This is a genomic window from Spirosoma sordidisoli (assembly GCF_004138325.1).
Classification (GTDB): Bacteria; Bacteroidota; Bacteroidia; order Cytophagales; family Spirosomataceae; genus Spirosoma; species Spirosoma sordidisoli.
In genome coordinates this window covers 1,064,529-1,077,401 of record NZ_SBLB01000001.1, presented here as the reverse complement: position 1 = coordinate 1,077,401, position 12,873 = coordinate 1,064,529, and the positions used below count along the sequence as shown (strand labels likewise).

General features: G+C 57.7%; 14 protein-coding genes. 4 read left to right on the top strand and 10 right to left on the bottom strand.

Annotation, left to right across the window (positions count from 1 at the left end; all coding sequences use genetic code 11):
• Positions 1 to 3 precede the first annotated feature (3 nt).
• The gene (locus EQG79_RS04685) at positions 4 to 990 is read left to right on the top strand and encodes an NAD(P)/FAD-dependent oxidoreductase (protein WP_077919100.1); all 987 of its coding nucleotides are present in this window, start codon (positions 4 to 6) and stop codon (positions 988 to 990) included.
• Between the two features lie 198 nt (positions 991 to 1,188).
• On the opposite strand, the gene EQG79_RS04680 is transcribed toward EQG79_RS04685, so the two are convergent.
• The gene (locus EQG79_RS04680; RefSeq protein ID WP_077919099.1) at positions 1,189 to 2,694 is read right to left on the bottom strand and encodes a flavin-containing monooxygenase; all 1,506 of its coding nucleotides are present in this window, start codon (positions 2,692 to 2,694) and stop codon (positions 1,189 to 1,191) included.
• Positions 2,695 to 2,876: 182 nt separating this feature from the next.
• Between EQG79_RS04680 and EQG79_RS04675 the strand changes: the two genes are divergently transcribed.
• Positions 2,877 to 3,275: a hypothetical protein gene (locus EQG79_RS04675; RefSeq protein WP_077919098.1), complete on the top strand. Its 399-nt coding sequence runs from the start codon at positions 2,877 to 2,879 to the stop codon at positions 3,273 to 3,275.
• Positions 3,276 to 3,287: 12 nt separating this feature from the next.
• Here EQG79_RS04675 and EQG79_RS04670 read toward each other — a convergent pair whose 3' ends face one another.
• Together EQG79_RS04670 and EQG79_RS04665 are read right to left on the bottom strand one after the other, a co-directional pair.
• Positions 3,288 to 3,536 carry a hypothetical protein gene (locus EQG79_RS04670; protein ID WP_129600286.1) on the bottom strand — a complete coding sequence of 83 codons (249 nt, stop codon included), beginning with the start codon at positions 3,534 to 3,536 and terminating at the stop codon, positions 3,288 to 3,290.
• Between the two features lie 33 nt (positions 3,537 to 3,569).
• Positions 3,570 to 5,048: a Gfo/Idh/MocA family protein gene (locus EQG79_RS04665; protein ID WP_077919097.1), complete on the bottom strand. Its 1,479-nt coding sequence runs from the start codon at positions 5,046 to 5,048 to the stop codon at positions 3,570 to 3,572.
• A 122-nt stretch (positions 5,049 to 5,170) separates the two neighbouring features.
• On the opposite strand from EQG79_RS04665, the gene EQG79_RS04660 reads away from it, so the two are divergent.
• Together EQG79_RS04660 and EQG79_RS04655 are read left to right on the top strand one after the other, a co-directional pair.
• On the top strand, positions 5,171 to 7,021 hold the full coding sequence (locus tag EQG79_RS04660; protein ID WP_077919594.1) for a beta-N-acetylhexosaminidase: 1,851 nt from the start codon (positions 5,171 to 5,173) through the stop codon (positions 7,019 to 7,021).
• Positions 7,022 to 7,526: 505 nt separating this feature from the next.
• The gene (locus EQG79_RS04655; protein ID WP_129600284.1) at positions 7,527 to 8,249 is read left to right on the top strand and encodes a DUF547 domain-containing protein; all 723 of its coding nucleotides are present in this window, start codon (positions 7,527 to 7,529) and stop codon (positions 8,247 to 8,249) included.
• 60 nt (positions 8,250 to 8,309) lie between these two features.
• Here the strand turns inward: EQG79_RS04655 and EQG79_RS04650 are convergent, their stop codons facing one another.
• The 7 genes from EQG79_RS04650 to EQG79_RS04615 all read right to left on the bottom strand — a co-directional run bounded on the left by EQG79_RS04650 (position 8,310) and on the right by EQG79_RS04615 (position 12,856).
• On the bottom strand, positions 8,310 to 8,717 hold the full coding sequence (locus EQG79_RS04650; protein WP_240699272.1) for a GNAT family N-acetyltransferase: 408 nt from the start codon (positions 8,715 to 8,717) through the stop codon (positions 8,310 to 8,312).
• A 116-nt stretch (positions 8,718 to 8,833) separates the two neighbouring features.
• Positions 8,834 to 9,304 (bottom strand): DM13 domain-containing protein, encoded by a 471-nt coding sequence (locus EQG79_RS04640; protein WP_161492688.1) that lies wholly within the window; start codon positions 9,302 to 9,304, stop codon positions 8,834 to 8,836.
• Between the two features lie 19 nt (positions 9,305 to 9,323).
• Positions 9,324 to 10,163 carry a hypothetical protein gene (locus tag EQG79_RS04635; RefSeq protein WP_129600280.1) on the bottom strand — a complete coding sequence of 280 codons (840 nt, stop codon included), beginning with the start codon at positions 10,161 to 10,163 and terminating at the stop codon, positions 9,324 to 9,326.
• A 22-nt stretch (positions 10,164 to 10,185) separates the two neighbouring features.
• Positions 10,186 to 10,638 (bottom strand): YHS domain-containing (seleno)protein, encoded by a 453-nt coding sequence (locus tag EQG79_RS04630; RefSeq protein ID WP_129600278.1) that lies wholly within the window; start codon positions 10,636 to 10,638, stop codon positions 10,186 to 10,188.
• A gap of 5 nt (positions 10,639 to 10,643) precedes the next feature.
• Positions 10,644 to 11,513, bottom strand: a complete 870-nt coding sequence (locus EQG79_RS04625) for an alpha/beta fold hydrolase (protein ID WP_240699271.1) — start codon at positions 11,511 to 11,513, stop codon at positions 10,644 to 10,646.
• 136 nt (positions 11,514 to 11,649) lie between these two features.
• Complete coding sequence (locus tag EQG79_RS04620; protein WP_129600273.1) at positions 11,650 to 12,282, bottom strand: LysE family translocator; 633 nt, start codon at positions 12,280 to 12,282, stop codon at positions 11,650 to 11,652.
• Positions 12,283 to 12,355: 73 nt separating this feature from the next.
• Positions 12,356 to 12,856, bottom strand: a complete 501-nt coding sequence (locus tag EQG79_RS04615) for a BAR domain-containing protein (protein ID WP_129600270.1) — start codon at positions 12,854 to 12,856, stop codon at positions 12,356 to 12,358.
• Positions 12,857 to 12,873: the final 17 nt, after the last annotated feature.

The following is a 12,873-nucleotide window of genomic DNA, read 5'->3' as shown; positions in this document are numbered from 1 at the left end:
TCTATGGCAACATCTACACTTATCATTGGCGCGGGTATGGCGGGTCTGTCGGCCGCCCAGGCCCTGACGCAACAGGGCTGGCGCGTTACTTTGCTCGACAAAGGGCGCGGAGTTGGTGGTCGCATGGCTACCCGACGCCTGCTGACGGCCCGTGCCGACCACGGCGCTCAGTATTTCTCCGCCCAAAGCACGGCGTTCAGCTCGTTCACCAACAGGCTGGCCGCGGCCGGGGTGGTGACCCCCTGGCATCTGGAAGAAGCCGGTCGCACGGAGTCGGAGTTCACCCATTCGCGCTTCGTTGGGGTAGGGGGCATGAGCGCTATTCCTAAATACATGGCCGATGCTCTGACGGTGCTGACCGGCCAGAAAGCGATTCGCATTGGTCAGGACGACGCAGGCTGGCAGGTCATTACCGAGACCGGCGATACCCACCGGGCTGACTCGCTGCTCATCACCATACCCGCTCCGCAAGTCCTGGCCCTGCTGCACGATAGCGGTCTGTCTCTTACCGACACTGACCGCCAGGCTCTGTCAGCCATTGTTTACCAGCCCTGTATCGCGGTGCTGGCCGCGCTCAACAAGGCCAGCCACATTCCGGCGCCGGGCGGTATCCGCTACGAAACGGGCGATATTGCCTGGATTGCCGATAATGAGCAGAAAGGCATTTCATCTACGCCTTCCGTTACCCTGCACGCCAGCGCGGCCTTCAGCCAGGCTCATCTCGACGAAGCCGATCTCAACACCCTCGGCCAGCGGCTGCTTGAGCAGGTGGAGGACATGGTGCCGGCCAGCTCGATTGTTGCCATGCAGGTGCATCGGTGGCGGTATAGCCAGGCCGAGGTCCGCCATCCGGATTCGTATCTGGCCGCTACGGCACCGTTTCCGCTGCTGTTCGGGGGCGATGGTTTCGGGAGCGGCAACGTAGAGGGTGCGTTCCTGTCCGGTCTGCACATGGCCCAGGCTCTGACGGGTGTAGCGATGGAAGGTTAATTTTTAGTTGACTATCAATGGTTTGGTCTTCACCATGGTCCGTGTCCTCACCGGGACGCGTAGTCGAACCAAGCCCGCGTCAGCAATAATCAGGTATCAGCTAAACCATCCGGGCGAGTGGTCCGTGAGGACACGGACCACGGTGAAGGGACACGGTGAAGAGCGGGGAGCCGACCGTACGAACCAGGTTGGTCGGCGCTACTGTGGTTGCAGGTTGGGCTGGGCGGTTGCCTGCGGCTGGGCCTGAATCACCTCGTAGTCACTGGCATTGACCCGGCGGGTGGCCTTTCGGTAGGCTGCCGTCAGGTCAGGCCAGATGGTGGTGTTCCGGCCTTGTTTGTTCAGGTACCAGCTCTGGCAGCCCGAGGCCCAAACGGTGGTGCTGAGCTTCTGCTGGATACCCTGGTTGTAAGTCTCCTGCGCATCGGGTTTAACATCGAGGAACGCGCCCTGGCCCGCCCGATCGAGTAGGTCGAGATAACCCATGACGTAGTTCAGCTGCGATTCGATCATGTGAACAATGGAGTTGTGCCCCAGGCCGGTATTGGGTCCGACCAGAAACAGCAGGTTGGGGTAGCCCGATACCGTCAGGCCGTAATGGGCTTCGGCGCCGTTCGTCAGCCACTCGTCGAACAACACCCGGCCCCGTCGGCCCGTCACGTGCAGATCGCAGATGATGTCGGCAGCGACGAAGCCCGTGCTGACTATGATCGCATCGACCGGGTGTTCGGTACCGGTTTTGTCGACAATGGCGGTGGGCGTCAGTTCGGTGATGACGTCGGTAACCAGCTCGACGTTGGGTCGGGCGAGGGCCGGGTAATAGTCATCCGAAACCAGCACCCGTTTACAGCCCAGTTTATAGGCTGGCGTGGCCTTGCGCCGTAAGGCCGGGTCCTGAATGGCACTTTCCAGATGCCTGAGCGCCTGTTTGGTACCGAAAGCGTTGAACGTGTCATTGCCCAGAAACGACAGCCCCCGCAGCTCGTTGGTCCAGTAAATGAACGACCGGTACAGTTGCCGGAGCGCGGGCACGTGCCGGAACAGCCGCTGCGTGAAAGGCGACACGGGTCGGTCCAGGCGCGGGGTGACGTACGGCGCGGTTCGTTGAAAAACGGTGAGATGCCCAACCCGCGGGGCAATGGCCGGTATGATCTGGATCGCGCTGGCACCGGTACCCACTACCGCTACGCGTTTCCCGGTCAAATCATACGAACTGTCCCAGCTGGCCGAGTGAAACAGGCGACCGGCAAAGGTATCCATGCCCGGCCATACGGGCAGGCTGGGGCGGTTGAGCGGACCGATCGCGCCGATCACTACCCGTGCCGTTGTAGTATGCCCCGCCCGGTCGGTCAGGGTCCAATAGCCGTCCTCTTCCGAAAAGGTGGTTCTGACAATCTCGGTATTGTAGCGGATGTACGGGGTCAGGTCGAACTGCCCGACGGTTTTTTTCAGGTAAGCCAGAATCTCGGGCTGGGTCGAATAGACCCGTGACCAGTGCGGATTGGGCGCGAACGAGAAGGAATAGAGGTGAGAGGGCACATCGCAGGCACAGCCCGGATATACGTTGTCGCGCCAGGTGCCGCCCACTTCGCTGGCCCGCTCGAACACGACAAACGAAGTGCCCCGTTGCCTGAGCCGGATGGCTGCGCCCAGACCCGCAAAACCGGCTCCGATAATGGCTACGTCAACAGAAGGCGTCGACATGGTTACGATGGATGAGTTGATGTACACAAATATACCTTAAACCAGACAGGATTGAACGATACGCCGAAAGAAGGGTGTTAGTGGGAAAAAGTGTGGAAAATAATCTACTAAATCCATCTGTAAACCTACGTTTCATCGTATTTTTAGTGTTAATCCCTCTTTCCATTAATCAATATCTGTTTATGCAACGTACTCAGCTGAAAGAGTTTTACGGCTATGGACTGATTCTGGCCGTTCTTATTTCTGTACAGGCGTACTCCATTTATGTAGCCGTAACCACCGACTTATCCCTTAGCTGGCAGCATTATCTGGGTTTTGGCGCTACGGCCGTAGCGGGGGTGTTGTGGGCGTTTCGTAAGCCGCAGTATCTCTTCTACGCGCTCGGACTCACGTTGATACTGGGGTACGAGAACCTGCTGGGGTTTACGCCCTCGCTCGATTTCACGGCGACCCGCTATTACATCAACAACATGGCGCTGCACGTTTCGTATCAGGATTTTTCGATGTACATGCTGCTGATCTGGGCCTACGTTGCCCATGACCGGTTGCGAAATCTGGTAACGGGGCTGCTGGTCAGATAGCCCGTGCGCCGTTTACCCGCGTAACGCATTTCGTAAACACGTCAGGGAGTGGCTGGTTTCTCGTCCGGAAAGCTGCCACTCCCTGACGTGTTTGTGTTGATGGCCGGTCAGGGTCGGCAGCCGCACGATCTTACCCGTTTGCCAGTTGGCGTCGAATCGTCTGTCGTCGGGGAGCAGCCTGCAAAACCGGGCGGGTTGTTCGGCGGGGTTAGGGAAGGGCCCAACAAAAAAACCGCTCGTCTGAGCGGTTTTTTTGATCAACGCATGGCCGATAAAACGAATCCAACGAACCACTTAGGCCGTCAGCGACCAGCCCTCGCGGTACTTGCGCGATACGAACTGGTTGGCTTCGTCGAAGTTGGTGATCTTCATGTTCTTGCCATCCCAGGTTAGCTTCTTGCGTCCTGGGTAGCTGAAGCCACGGCCGTTGGCATTGGCGTTGCGCAGGGTATAGCTCCGGATCGCCACGTTACCCATCAGCACCGACTCGGTCAGCGGACCGGCAAAGTCGAACGACGAGGTCAATCCTTTATGTTCTTTGCTGTTAAAGCCGGCCTTGCAGGCTTCGGTCCACAGCACCTGATGACCATTTTCGGGCAGGGCAGGGCCGTCGGTCTGGATCTTGGCCGCTTCAAATTTCTTGCCGTCTTTGGTGTATACCTTCGGATCGTTACCGTACATGCCGCATACCATCAGGCCTTTATCGCCGATCATGAGCACGCCATTTTCGCCGTTTTCCGGCATTGGCTCGCCCTCGGGCAGGAACTCGGGCCGGAAGGGACGAAGGCCACCGTCGGACCAGGTCATGGTAACGGCCTGCTTGTTTTTAGCCGACTCGGGAAACTTCAGCTCAACCCGCGACGAGGGCGGGCAGCCTTCGGGAATATATTCGGGTGTCCAGTCTTTGAGGAATACCGAACCGATGCTGGTTTCTACCTCGGTGGGGTAGCCCAGACCGAGTACGCGGAACGGCACGTCCATGATGTGGCAGCCGATATCGCCGAGCGCTCCGGCGCCGAAGTTCCACCAGCCGCGCCACTTGAACGGGTGATAGGCGGGGGTATAGCCCACTTTCTGGGCTGGCCCGATCCATACGTCCCAGTCGAGGTCGGCCGGTACGCTGGCATCGGCCTGCGGAACCGGAATACCCTGCGGCCATACGGGGCGGTTGGTCCAGAGATGAACGGTATGCACCTTACCGATCAGTCCTTTGTCGAACCACTCGACCATCTGTTTCTGCTGCGGGTTCGAGGACCCCTGGTTGCCCATCTGGGTAACGACCTTGTATTTGCGGGCCGCTTCGGTGAGCATCCGCGCTTCGTAAATATTGTGGGTTAGTGGTTTCTGCACGTATACGTGTTTGCCCCGCTGCATGGCTGCCATAGCGATAACGGCGTGCGTATGGTCAGCGGTCGAAACCGTTACGGCGTCGATGTTTTTGGCTTCCTTATCGAACATCTCCCGGTAATCCTTATACCGTTTGGCGTTGGGGTGCTGCTCGAAGTTTTTCTTGACCTGATCGCGGCTCCAATCCACATCGCACAGGGCTACAATGTTGTTGGCCCCTTTGTTGAAGGCATTGTTGGTATCTGAGAAGCCTTTGCCGGCAATACCGACACCGGCAATGTTTAGCTTGTCGCTGGGCGCAATAAAGCCTTTGCCACCCAGTACGTGACGGGGTACGATGAAAAAGCTGGTAGCCGCCAGGGCACCAGTCTGGATAAACTGGCGACGGGTTGTGCCGTTACCGGTTGGTTTATCGGGTTGATTCATAAAAAAAGTGCTTGAATCTGGTTCACTTGTCAAAAGAAGCGGTTGCCTGTTTTTTACCCGGCGGTCAGCGGATTTTTCGGGTGGGACGGCTGCTATATTTGGCGCTCGTTGATCATCCGTTCATGAGCAGACTGCTTTTTTTACTTCTCTGGGCCACGAGTGCCCTGGCTCAATCATCCCTGCCTGCCCTGATTCCGGCACCGCAAACCCTCGAAACCCGTTCTGGCACGTTTGTGCTGACGGCCCAGACCCCGATCACGGTGCTGACGCCGGTTGCGTCGGTGCGCCGGATGGTGCAGGACAACTTACCGGGTCTGAAGCTGACCGATCAGCCCCGTCCGGCCAGAGCCATTACGGTTCGGCTGGCCGCGGTAGCGGGCGTGGGCCCGGAAGGGTATGACCTGGTCGTGGGGCCATCGGGTATTACGCTGACAGCCCCGCAACCGGCCGGGTTGTTTTACGGCTTACAAACGCTGCGGCAGCTCCTGCCCGCCGGAGACCCGGTGCCGGCCAGGGGTGTTGCCGGAAACCAACCCCTGACCCGGCGCACCCTGCCGGCGCTGCACATTCGCGATCAGCCGCGGTTTGGCTGGCGGGGGCTGATGCTCGACGTAAGCCGTCATTTCTTTGATAAGGCCTTCGTGAAGCGATTCATCGACCAGATGGCCCAGTACAAGTATAACGTCTTTCACTGGCACCTGACCGACGATCAGGGCTGGCGGATCGAGATCAAGAGCCTGCCGCTGCTGACCCAGATCGGCTCCCGGCGCGTACCCCGTACCGGTCGGTGGTGGGATATCGAGAACCCGCTGCCCGGCGAGAACCCTACCTATGGTGGCTACTATACGCAGGAAGACATCCGGGAGATTGTGCGGTACGCGGCAGACCGGCATATCACCATTGTGCCCGAGATCGACATGCCCGGCCATATCATGTCGGCTATTGCGGCCTATCCGAATCTGACCTGCGGAAACAAACCGGTGGTGGTACCGCCCAACGGCAAATTTTACCGGCTGGAAGATAACAATCTCAACCCCTGCGAAGACAGTACGTACATCTTTGTCGATAAGGTGCTGACCGAGGTGGCGGCCTTGTTTCCCGGTCCCTACATTCACGTGGGGGGCGACGAAGCGTACAAGGGATTCTGGGAGAAATGCGATGCCTGCAAGCCGTTCATGGCCGCCAACAATCTGAAGTCGGTTCTGGAGCTGCAGAGCTACTTCATCAAACGGGTCGAAACGATTGTGCAGGCCAAAGGAAAGAAACTCATCGGCTGGGACGAGATTCTGGAAGGAGGGCTCGCCCCCGATGCAACCGTCATGAGCTGGCGCGGCATGAAAGGAGGGATCGAAGCCGCCAGACAGGGGCACCCGGTCATTATGACGCCGTTTCAGCATTGTTACCTCGATCTGTACCAGGGCGAACCTACGGCCGAACCCAGTACCTATGGGATCTGCCGCCTGAGCGATTCCTACGCGTTTGAACCCGTTCCTGACAGTGTGCGGGCGGAGCTGATTCTGGGTGGGCAGGGGAATCTGTGGACAGAATCGGTGCCGAACGCGCGCCATGCCGAGTACATGATCTGGCCCCGTGCGTTTGCGCTGGCCGAAGTACTCTGGTCGCCCAAAGCCGCCCGCAACTGGCCGGGTTTCATGAATCGCGTCGAAGCCCACTTCCGGCGGTTCGATGTGCTGGGCGTCAACTACGCCCGGAGCGTTTATAACCCGATTATTACCGTAAAGCGGCCGCCCATCGGGTTTGTCGAGGTATTCCTGAGCCACGAACTACCCGACGCGTTTTTGTACTACACCACCGACAATACCCTGCCCGACGACCGCTCTCCACTCTATACCAAACCGATCCTCATGCCCAAAGGCGCCGACCGCCTGAAAGTCGTAGCCTACCGAAACGGCAAACCCATCGGTCGCCTGATCGAAGTCACAACCGACGAGCTAATGAAACGGATAAAATAACCGGACTTGCCGGGTATAAGCTGGGTACGGTGTTGATGAATTATAATGCGCGACCTGGTACTAAGGCATTTGAAAGGTAATGTACGGCATCCTCAGGTCGATTTGGGATCAACGTTGGCCTGAGAATGGGTCTTCTTTCTTACGGAAGTAATTGCCGATTGCGGCTGCTACAAGCACCAGTAAACCAACAAGAGTTGCTTTCATAAAAATGCTAAGGTTGAAGTGCGAGAGGGTAGATTAACGGAGAATACTGGCGCAAAAATAAAATGGATTAGTATGCACTTGAAGCTGTCAGGTATTCTTCTGGTCAGGCGTTTATGATTTGTTTTCGAATGATACGTAGCGACGCTCCTGATAAGTTTGTACAGTAAAGAACCTATACGGAGCTAATAAGGGTACTAGTAAACAATACACGGCTATAATCATCGCGTTTGTCGCCTTGTTGACAAATGGGTATGGAGACTATACGTTGATTTGAGTTTCGTAATCAGCTGCTATTCTGTTCATGAAGCTCCTTCCTTACATATTCGCTCTTGGGGTGTGTTTGTTACCCGCCACGCTCTCCGCCCAAACCACAAACGGATTTACCGACGATGTAGACGCGTTTATGAAGGCCCATGTGGTCGACGGGCGCGTGGATTACGCGCAGCTAAAAAAGTCGGGTGCTGAGTTGGCAGGTTTGTACAGGCAACTCGGCTCGGTTAATCTGACGGGCGCATCCAGCCCGGAAAAGAAGGCATTTTACATCAACGCCTATAACGTAGCGGTTATCTACCAGGTTGTGCAGGCATTCCCGCTTAAATCACCCCTCGACAAAGCAGGCTTCTTCGATAAGCTCAAGCATCGGGTGGCGGGGCAGGAGATGACCCTGAACCAGCTCGAAAAAGAGAAGCTGCTCGCTGCCTACGGCGATGCGCGTGTGCATTTCGTTGTCGTATGCGCGGCCGTGAGCTGCCCGCCGTTGGCTGGTTTCGCCTACACCGCCAGTAAGCTGGACGCCCAGCTGGACGAACGTACCAGGCTGGCGCTCAACAATGCATCGTTTATCCGGGTCAACAAAGGCCAGAAGAAGGTGGAACTATCCAAAATATTCGACTGGTACAAGGGTGATTTCACGAAAGACGGCCAGTCTGCGGTCGCCTTCGTCAACGGGTTTCGGCGCAAGAAAATCCCCGCGGATTATGCCGTGGGCTTTTACGAGTACGACTGGAGCCTCAACGCCCGGTAACCCCAGGGCTGACAAGTGCTCATCAGTTTAGTAAGCGCATTCCCCGTCCGGCCACATTTTTTATTCGCCAGCCTGATAGAAATTTCGTATTCGTGCTTCCTCCACGTAGCCGCATCTCCGGTAAAAGGCTCGCTGGTACTCAAAGTCCGGTAATCCTGAGGTTTCGATCAGCAACAACCGTTCGTGCCGTGTCCGCAATGCCTGTTCAACGTAACGCAGCAAAGCCGCTCCGCGACCCTGTCCCTGCCGGTCAGGATGGATGGCAATCAGGTACAGATTATACGTGCCGTCGGTCAGTCGCTCCGGCGCGTAATAAGCTATACCCACCGGCCCGTTGTCGTCGTCGGTGAGCCAGCTGTCGCTACTGTCGGGATTCGTAACGTAATCAGCCAGCATCTCGTCCAGCATGTCGGCGGGAAACAGACCAACGGCGTCGCTCCCGACCAGATTTGCAGGTGCGATACCCAACCCAGCGGCTCACCGACCACGGGCTGTACGCTGGTTACTTTCCATTGGCCGGACTCTCCGCCAACGAACGTAGAAAGGGTAGTGGCCATGCGACAGAGAAGCAGGGTAGGCGTGGGCTATTTCAACTCGGCATTCCCGAACAGTACCGAAAAGGCTTTGCACCAGATGATGACAAACCGCTGCCGGGCCGGATCGGCGCTGGTCGGGAGCTCGACCGAGAACGTACCGCTCGTGCTGTTCAGTCTCGACACTTCGATAAAATTGCGTAGCCCCGTGTTTTCGGCCAGGTAGATACGCAGGTCGGGGCCGCCATCTGTGCGGAAGTTGGTAAAGACCAGCGTCTGTTTGCCGTTAACGGCCTGCACGCTTACGGTCCCGCTGGTGGGGTGCACATTGCTCACAAACATGCCCTGCAGGCCTCCAGCCTGCCCTGTCGTAGTCGTTGATGATGCGGGTGTTCCGACGGTGGCGGTGCCGGATACCGGGGCCGTACCGGTCGTGGCGCCGGGGTTGATGGTTTCTTCGGTCGTTGAACAGCCGACCAGCAGGCCCAGGGCCAGCAGGGAAACGAATAAAAGCGTTTTCATCGTATCGGTCATTGTGTGTTTACCATTTGATGAATATGCCGGCGTTGTACGACCGCGAGAACGGCACGTTCTCACCGGCCAGCGCGCCAATCACGCTGGCCGTCAGCCCCAGTTTGTCCGGAACGATGTCGTAGGCCGCCTTCAGGCCCGCCCCCAGAAACTGTTGGTCATTCAGGTACGTGCCCGTAAACTGGTAGGCCTCCGTATTGAAAAACGGTCCGTTTTTGGCGGGCAACCGAAAATCGATCGTACCGGCTACCCACAGCCGCGGGTGCAGCCGGTAGCCGAATTCGCCGTTCAGCTTCAGAAAGTTGCTGTAGTTCTGCGTCATAAGTCCATAGCCCGCTTCGGCGTAGTAATAGGTGCGGCTCCCGCCCGATCCTACGGAGAGGTAGGGCAGTACGGTCCAGCCTTCGTAGCCCGTTCGCAGACCCAGCCGGTCATTGTTGGTGAAGGTGTTGGCCAGCGCATCGACGCCTATACTGACTGTAACGGGACCATCGAGCAGCGCTCGTTTTACGCCCAGGCCCATGTTGCCGATACCCGTCAGCGTACCGGCATTGACCGGGTTGGCGCTAAGATTGGTGCTCGGCCCGGTCTTCAGCAGTTTGTAGGGCAACACCCCACGAATTTCCCAGCCTTTGGCGATGCCATACTCGGCATAGAGCTGCAGGGTTACGTCGCTGGTGTTTCTGAACACGGCGGTTTCTGAGCCGGTGGGCCCGTAGACGGCGTTGTAATACAGACCGGAATAGCCAAGCTGCACAAAGCCTTTGCGGTAGCCACGAATCCAGGGGCCACCCGCCATCGACAGTGTAGACAGGGTAAGGAAGAGCGAAACAAGAAAAAGACGGCGCATACGAGTGGTAGATGAGGGTGAGTTACTTGGGCTCTTTATCTTTTATCGATGGCCAGTTGGCGTCGGCCTTTTTGATGTAGCCCGTCTGGTCTTTGTTCCATTCCGTCCGCACGCTCGTGTTGTAGTTCAGGTACAGCTTATCATCAACGATGGTCCAGGCAGCGGCTTCGGTGGGGGCCTTGTAGCCGCGCGATGTGCCAAATGCGCAATAGCCGCCGTACTGCGGAGCGTAAGTCACGGGGTTTGCCTTGAACGCATCCCGATTTTTTTCACTGGCAAAATACCAGTCAGCGCCTTCGTAGCGGTAGGTAATTGCAGGGTCGCCCGGTACCGGTTTGTGCTCGGTGAAGTAAGCGACGGGGTCGTAGCCGTTGATGGCCTTACCGCCGGGGGCGTAGACGGTTGATTTCTGAGCAAGAGCTGTCGTGACGGACAACAGGGCAAGAACGATCAGACGAAGAATGGGCAGTTTCATGGTGGTTATTTAGTTGATACATGGGTTGATTGACCAGACGTCAGTTGGTCCAGAATCGCGTCGTGAATCAAATCCGGGCGACTCCAGGGGATGAAGTGATTCATCTTCGGAATCAGCTGCATCGTAACGGGCGCGTTAACGAGCATTCGTTGGGCAAACGCGGCATTGCCGGCGGGTACCAGGGGGGCATCTTCGCCCTGAATGACCGTAACGGGTACGCGGATCGTGGCCCAGCGCGGACGCATCGTTTCCAGCTCACCCCTGAGTGGCAAAATTTCCTGGTTACTTACGTCGAGTTCGGTGGGCAGCCATTGCCGGAACGGAAACACAGTGCCGATGGGGCGGTACCATTCCTTTTCTTCCAGGTCGGGATCGATCGAGGGAGCAACCAGAATGAGGCCACCCACGTCGTTGGGGTAGTCCATCGCCATCCGGGCGGCTACGGGTCCACCTAGCGAATGCCCGACCAGAATGGGCTTGCGGACAGAACGACTGAGCCGCAACAGAGGAGCCAGACTGGCGGCCTGAACGGCCAGCGAGCGTTCGGGTTTTCCCAGCCCTGACTTGCCAAAACCAGGCCGATCTGCCGAAATTAACTGCGCGCGGGTATAGAGAGACGAATCGGCAAAGAAGCTGATAAAAGCATCCCAAGACCCCGGCGAACCGTGAATAAACAGGACTGTAGGTAAGGTATCCCGTCCAATCCGGGCGTAGTGAACCGGCCGGGTCCCATTACCGGGAACAGCCTGAATCATCGCAAACGTGGGTTTCACCGGTCGACTGGCGAAATGATCAGCCACGTTCGGATCCGACATCCGCACCGACACAAACCGGGGGATCAGCGCTATCAACAGAAACAAAATGAGTAGCAGCATACGCCATCGAAAACGAGAAGAGCCCATGAGTAGAGACGCAACCGCACCGGCGGACCGGCAATTGCGTTTGGTTGGCGTCAGCAATTAGTATCCATAATCATCCGATCGGCAAAAACGCAACTACCTTTGACCGCACTTACATGACGGCCTGAACCAGCTGCCAGATCGCCATGCCGATAAACAGCCCACCCGTTAGCCGGTTGATCCACGGGCCGTTCAGGTACCGCAAAAGGCGGTGCCGCTGCCAGTCGGCCAGCCAGACAAGACCGACCAGCAAACCAAAGGCACCCGCGGCCGTTCCGAGCGCAAATACCCACTGGCTGGTAAACTGCCCGGCCGGCACCAGCATGTGGCTGCCAATGGTGGCCTGACTCAGGTAAAGCCACACCGCCGACCAGAAAGGCAGTAGCTGCGGGTTCGTGGCACCCAGGGCGATCCCTTTCCAGAACGGCAGCGATACCCCATTGGTCGGCGCAACGCTCAGCACAACGGGCTTCTGCCGAAAGGCGGCAAGGCCAGCGCCCAGCAGCACCGGAATCGGCGCATACGCCAGAACGACCGTCCAGGAGGACTGCGCAGGAATGAGCATTAGCCCACCGGCCGCCAGCCCACTATACCCGATCTCGGGCAGACTGCCGCCCAGGGCCAGCCACAGCCCGGCGCGCCGGCTTTGGCTTAGCGTCGTCTGTACCACGGCCAGATTAACCGTGCCGGGATGCATGGACCCGGCGAAACTAATGACGCTGACGATGAAGAAGAGCAGGAGCATGGGGCTTGATTGTCAGTTCTGTACGGTTCCATTGTCAGGCTGGTAATCTGACCGGCCGGGGAGTTGTGGGTGGTCAATGAGACTGGTGCTGTACTGTCGAGTAGGCTACTCCAAAATGCGGGGGTAGGTCAACGTCAGGGAACGCGTTCATAACTGCAACCTGGATCAACGCCATGTGATGAATCGCATGTTCGACATTGTAGAGCAGCTCGCGGGCAAACGACGACGGGATCCGGATGGTCTCGGCGCCCGCCACCGACAGGTCGGCTTCCAGCTGCAGGTACTGGTTGAGATCGAGCCGCTGGATAGACCGGTCGATCGAGCCAATGCGCCGGATGGCTTCGTCGGGGTTTACTTCGAGCCGCAGGTCGCGCTGCCGTTGGTCATAGTTGAGCAGGCCCGTCCGGGCGCTGTTGACCAGCAGTTCGTAGAATTCCAGAATGTGCCGGACGTGCTTGCCGATGGTGTTTCCCGACAGTACGGACAGTGGGCGGGCGTAGTCATGATCGGTTAATTGGCCGATTACGTCGGCGAGTTGCATCATAATGTCGGTACTGGCAGATTTCAGACACATGGTAAGAAAAGCGGATG

What these genes read in the sequence shown, in the direction of transcription:
- EQG79_RS04685 (WP_077919100.1), top strand. Translation starts at nt 4, where the DNA reads ATGGCAACATCTACACTTATCATTGGCGCGGGTATGGCGGGTCTGTCG.
- EQG79_RS04680 (WP_077919099.1), bottom strand. Translation starts at nt 2,694, where the DNA reads ATGTCGACGCCTTCTGTTGACGTAGCCATTATCGGAGCCGGTTTTGCG.
- EQG79_RS04675 (WP_077919098.1), top strand. Translation starts at nt 2,877, where the DNA reads ATGCAACGTACTCAGCTGAAAGAGTTTTACGGCTATGGACTGATTCTG.
- EQG79_RS04665 (WP_077919097.1), bottom strand. Translation starts at nt 5,048, where the DNA reads ATGAATCAACCCGATAAACCAACCGGTAACGGCACAACCCGTCGCCAG.
- EQG79_RS04660 (WP_077919594.1), top strand. Translation starts at nt 5,171, where the DNA reads ATGAGCAGACTGCTTTTTTTACTTCTCTGGGCCACGAGTGCCCTGGCT.
- EQG79_RS04655 (WP_129600284.1), top strand. Translation starts at nt 7,527, where the DNA reads ATGAAGCTCCTTCCTTACATATTCGCTCTTGGGGTGTGTTTGTTACCC.
- EQG79_RS04640 (WP_161492688.1), bottom strand. Translation starts at nt 9,304, where the DNA reads ATGAAAACGCTTTTATTCGTTTCCCTGCTGGCCCTGGGCCTGCTGGTC.
- EQG79_RS04635 (WP_129600280.1), bottom strand. Translation starts at nt 10,163, where the DNA reads ATGCGCCGTCTTTTTCTTGTTTCGCTCTTCCTTACCCTGTCTACACTG.
- EQG79_RS04630 (WP_129600278.1), bottom strand. Translation starts at nt 10,638, where the DNA reads ATGAAACTGCCCATTCTTCGTCTGATCGTTCTTGCCCTGTTGTCCGTC.
- EQG79_RS04625 (WP_240699271.1), bottom strand. Translation starts at nt 11,513, where the DNA reads ATGCTGCTACTCATTTTGTTTCTGTTGATAGCGCTGATCCCCCGGTTT.
- EQG79_RS04620 (WP_129600273.1), bottom strand. Translation starts at nt 12,282, where the DNA reads ATGCTCCTGCTCTTCTTCATCGTCAGCGTCATTAGTTTCGCCGGGTCC.
- EQG79_RS04615 (WP_129600270.1), bottom strand. Translation starts at nt 12,856, where the DNA reads ATGTGTCTGAAATCTGCCAGTACCGACATTATGATGCAACTCGCCGAC.